Origin of the sequence: Shewanella sp. M16 (assembly GCF_018224605.1) — a bacterium.
Classification (GTDB): Bacteria; Pseudomonadota; Gammaproteobacteria; order Enterobacterales; family Shewanellaceae; genus Shewanella; species Shewanella oncorhynchi.
On record NZ_JAGTUL010000091.1, the window covers coordinates 1 to 4,129 of the forward strand.

The 4,129-nt window shown below is 45.5% G+C and carries 4 protein-coding genes, 4 tRNA genes and 1 rRNA gene; 1 reads left to right on the forward strand and 8 read right to left on the reverse strand.

Annotation, left to right across the window (positions count from 1 at the left end):
- The 5 genes from KFE26_RS23390 to KFE26_RS23410 all read right to left on the reverse strand — a co-directional run.
- Positions 1 to 163, reverse strand: a 163-nt coding sequence (locus KFE26_RS23390) for a GTP-binding protein (protein WP_242326501.1), incomplete at its 3' end; no start/stop codon positions are given.
- 117 nt (positions 164 to 280) lie between these two features.
- Positions 281 to 356, reverse strand: a tRNA-Thr gene (locus KFE26_RS23395).
- Positions 357 to 364: 8 nt separating this feature from the next.
- Positions 365 to 438 (reverse strand) — tRNA-Gly (locus KFE26_RS23400).
- Between the two features lie 38 nt (positions 439 to 476).
- Positions 477 to 561, reverse strand: a tRNA-Tyr gene (locus KFE26_RS23405).
- 8 nt (positions 562 to 569) lie between these two features.
- Positions 570 to 645, reverse strand: a tRNA-Thr gene (locus KFE26_RS23410).
- Between the two features lie 235 nt (positions 646 to 880).
- Between KFE26_RS23410 and coaA the strand changes: the two genes are divergently transcribed.
- Positions 881 to 1,831, forward strand: coding sequence for a type I pantothenate kinase (gene coaA, locus KFE26_RS23415; protein ID WP_105251027.1), 951 nt, complete (start codon positions 881 to 883; stop codon positions 1,829 to 1,831).
- Positions 1,832 to 1,858: 27 nt separating this feature from the next.
- On the opposite strand, the gene birA is transcribed toward coaA, so the two are convergent.
- The 3 genes from birA to rrf form a co-directional block, all read right to left on the reverse strand.
- Positions 1,859 to 2,818, reverse strand: a complete 960-nt coding sequence (gene birA / locus KFE26_RS23420) for a bifunctional biotin--[acetyl-CoA-carboxylase] ligase/biotin operon repressor BirA (RefSeq protein WP_212601897.1) — start codon at positions 2,816 to 2,818, stop codon at positions 1,859 to 1,861.
- Positions 2,811 to 3,836 carry a UDP-N-acetylmuramate dehydrogenase gene (murB, locus tag KFE26_RS23425; RefSeq protein WP_212601898.1) on the reverse strand — a complete coding sequence of 342 codons (1,026 nt, stop codon included), beginning with the start codon at positions 3,834 to 3,836 and terminating at the stop codon, positions 2,811 to 2,813. Before murB ends, birA begins: the two co-directional genes overlap by 8 nt.
- 188 nt (positions 3,837 to 4,024) lie before the next feature.
- Positions 4,025 to 4,129, reverse strand: a 5S ribosomal RNA gene (rrf, locus tag KFE26_RS23430); the annotation flags it as partial.

The window sequence follows — 4,129 nt, forward strand, 5'->3', positions numbered from 1 at the left end:
CTGGAGCGTTATCGATTTGAGAGAAGTCTTTAGCTTCGCCACCGTAGGTCTTAGCCAGTACGTGAGAGATAGCTGCAGTCAGTGTGGTTTTACCATGGTCAACGTGACCAATGGTGCCCACGTTTACATGGGGCTTAATACGTTCAAATTTAGCTTTAGCCATGGTAATGCCTCAGTCCAAGATTCTTGGTGATGAAAACTAACATATAGAAAAAATCCGATGCATTAAAATGACATCGAACCGATTATGTTTAGGCGTAGGAGCTAAATTTAGAGAGGCTGGTGCTGATAGGCAGATTCGAACTGCCGACCTCACCCTTACCAAGGGTGTGCTCTACCAACTGAGCCATATCAGCAACTAATTTGGAGCGGACAGCGGGAATCGAACCCGCGTTATCAGCTTGGAAGGCTGGAGTAATACCATTATACGATGTCCGCGCAACCTAACTAAGGCTACCTAACTACCTAGAAAAAAGTGGTGGAGGGAGAAGGATTCGAACCTTCGAAGGCTGAGCCGTCAGATTTACAGTCTGATCCCTTTGGCCACTCGGGAACCCCTCCACAGAAAATGGTGCCGGCACCAAGAGTCGAACTCGGGACCTACTGATTACAAGTCAGTTGCTCTACCAACTGAGCTATGCCGGCATTATCATTTCGGAACGGGATATTAGGTAAATGCGCTCCCAAGTGCAAGTAAAAAACGCCTATTTACGTAAAAAAAGCGCTTGAACGGTGTTTTTTTACACGTTATGCAACTTTGACGGCCAATTAAACAGCGAATACATCAAACGGTAACGGAAACACGACTGCAATCACCCATTTAGTATTGTTCCAAATAATCTCATAGTGTACTGTGCCTTTCCTAAGCTGAGGAAAGCCAATGACTTCTAAAAATTCAATTCAAAAAGCACTCTATCTCGCCTTCGAGCGCCTGCAATGGTCTGAGTTACGAGATTCAGTGCCGTTGACACTGAGTGAGCAAGACTTGGAGAACCTTAGAGGCATAAATGAAAAGATTTCCTTATCGGAAGTGACCGATATTTATCTTCCCCTTAGCCGGCTACTGAATTTGATCGTTAAAGCTAAGCAACAACGAGGCTTAGTGGTTGATGAATTCCTCGGTCAAAAACCATCAAAAAGTCCTTACATCATTAGTATTGCTGGTAGTGTCGCCGTCGGAAAGAGCACCACAGCACGTATTTTGCAAGCTTTACTACGGCACTGGCCTGAACACCCAAAAGTTGATTTAGTGACAACAGATGGTTTTTTGTATCCTCTGGCGGACTTAAAACGTAAAGGACTATTACAGCGTAAGGGATTTCCAGAAAGTTACGATATGAAAATGCTGGTTGAGTTTATCTCCGCCGTGAAATCCGGTCAGCCACATGTGAAAGCCCCTATCTATTCACACGTCACCTATGACCGCGTTAAAAATCAGCATCAAACCGTTTCTCAGCCAGACATCTTAATTTTAGAAGGCTTGAATGTATTGCAGACTGGACTCGACTCCCCCGTTGATACCCGTCGTCCTTTCGTCTCCGATTTTGTCGACTTTTCTATTTATGTCGATGCAGAAGAACCTTTGCTAAAACAATGGTATAAAGAACGATTCTTGCAGTTCCGCTCTGGTGCATTCAGTGACAAAAAATCTTATTTTCATCACTATTCAACGCTAACCGATGATGAGGCCAATACGATTGCCGCCAATATTTGGGACACTATCAATGGCCCAAACCTACAACTTAACATTCAACCGACCCGTGAGAGAGCCCATTTGATCCTGCAGAAAGGTCAGGATCATTTGATGTCCCACGTGCTGATGCGCAAATAGCATTATGTAAAATTGACTCTTGGGTACTTAACGTGCCCTTAAGCTAATTTCACCGCCGATAAATGCTTGAACACCGTCGGCGGTTTCGAGCAATACTGCACCTTGCTCATCAACGCCTCGACAAATTCCTTCGACAGACTTTTCCCCCATAAGCAAACGTATTTCACGACCATAAAATAAGTCTGCGGCTTGCCAACGAGTCTTGAATGCAGCTAATCCTTCACGCTCAAATAGCTGAATATCACGCTTAAGCTGCTTCTGTAATGCAATAACAAGCGCCGTCTTGTCAGGCATATCGACCAACTCTGACAAATCACTCCAAGGCTGATCGATATCTTTACCTTGCTCCTCGGACATAGCCATATTCACACCAACACCTATGATAAGCTGGCACTGGCTATCAGCCTGACCCGACATCTCAATCAAGATCCCGGCAAGCTTCTTGTTATCCAAATAGATGTCATTGGGCCACTTAACACCAATATTCTCGACGCCAAAAGATTTAAGCACCTCAACCAATGTACAGGCCACCACTAAACTTAATCCCATTGCCTGCGCCATTCCCTGCGGGAAAGTCCAAAACAGCGAGAAATATAAGTGATGCCCATAGGGCGACACCCAAGTTCGGCCTCGACGACCACGACCTGCGGATTGATACTCTGCCACACACACATCACCATTCTTCAATTCAGTAGTATGGTCCAGCATAAAACCGTTGGTGCTTGCTATCTCATCAAAGTAAAAGCAACGGTTATCAATTGATTGCACTAAACGTGAAGCATCAATCAAAGAAATAGGATTAGCTAACTTATAACCGCGACCTTTGACGCTATAAATTGCCACACCATAGGTTTCTAGCGCATCGATATGCTTATTCACTGCGGCGCGCGAAATCCCAAGTTCAGTGGCTAACTGCTCGCCAGAAACAAATTGTCCGCTAGATAATAAAGCTAATATCTGGCGTTTTCTTCCCCAATGTTCAGACATGCAAATCTCCTTCACCGTTAGCCCCGATGATTCTAGGCTCGGCTTCTAGCACAACACCAAATTTATCCTGTACTTGCGCAATAACATACAGCGCTAGGCGGCAAATATCATGCCCAGTTGCTCCGCCTCGATTCACTAACACTAAGGCTTGCTTGTCATGCACTGCCACATTGCCGAGCACAAAACCTTTCAGTCCCGCTTGTTCAATCAACCAGCCTGCAGCCAATTTCACTGTTGCATCCGCTTGTGCGTAGCCCACTATCGTCGGAAAACGCTGTGCTAAATCGAGATAACAGGCTGCGCTTACAATGGGGTTTTTAAAGAAACTGCCTGCATTGCCGAGCACTGCGGGATCAGGAAGCTTTTCACTTCGTACTTGGCATACGCGCTCAAAAATCTCATGCGCTGTAACGGTTGCAGGATCAAACGATTGCAATGGACCATAGGCCAAACGCGGTTGCCAACGTTTAGCTAAGCGCAGCCCAACAGCTGTGACTACAGCGAGATTGCGCAATTTGTCTTTGAAAATAGACTCACGGTAAGCAAATTGACACTCAGCTGTGCTGATGCGCACAAACTCACCTGAGGGTAAATCAAGATACTCAACCCAATCACACACATCACATAGTTCAACACCATAAGCGCCAATATTCTGAATAGGTGCTGCACCAACCGTCCCAGGAATTAATGCCATATTCTCCAGCCCAAACATGCCATGCTCGAGCGTAAACTGAATTAACTCGTGCCAATTCTCACCCGCCTCAACATCGAGATAAAACGCTTCTGTGTCTTCAGATACTTTTATCCCTTTCGATAAAATCCTGACAACTGTGCCGTTAAAGTCCTCCGTAAAGACCAGATTGCTACCACCACCAAGCACCAACATAGGCAATTGTTGTTGCCATAGCGGCAGACAGATCGCCTTAACAGCTTCTTTTGAGTGCGCCTCAACAAGATCCGCACAAGACTGGGCTAAACCAAAGGAATTAAATGATTGAAGGCTATGAGATAGAGACATGTGTTTGTTCAATGAAGACAAAAACGTATTGTAACTGCTAAAAGCGAGGATTGCAGCTCATGCTAGAGAAGATGGCAGGATGAAGAACAGAGAGAAAAGCAGGAAAATCACTCCAATCAACAAATTATAGACGCAAAAAAGCCAGCTTATTCAGCTGGCTTCGTTGCATCTCAATGAGATAATTAGGCGCTTGGCGATGACCTACTCTCACATGGGGAGACCCCACACTACCATCGGCGCGTTTGCGTTTCACTTCTGAGTTCGGGATGGGATCAGGTGGTTCCACAAGGCTA

What these genes read in the sequence shown, in the direction of transcription:
- coaA (WP_105251027.1), top strand. Translation starts at nt 881, where the DNA reads ATGACTTCTAAAAATTCAATTCAAAAAGCACTCTATCTCGCCTTCGAG.
- birA (WP_212601897.1), bottom strand. Translation starts at nt 2,818, where the DNA reads ATGTCTGAACATTGGGGAAGAAAACGCCAGATATTAGCTTTATTATCT.
- murB (WP_212601898.1), bottom strand. Translation starts at nt 3,836, where the DNA reads ATGTCTCTATCTCATAGCCTTCAATCATTTAATTCCTTTGGTTTAGCC.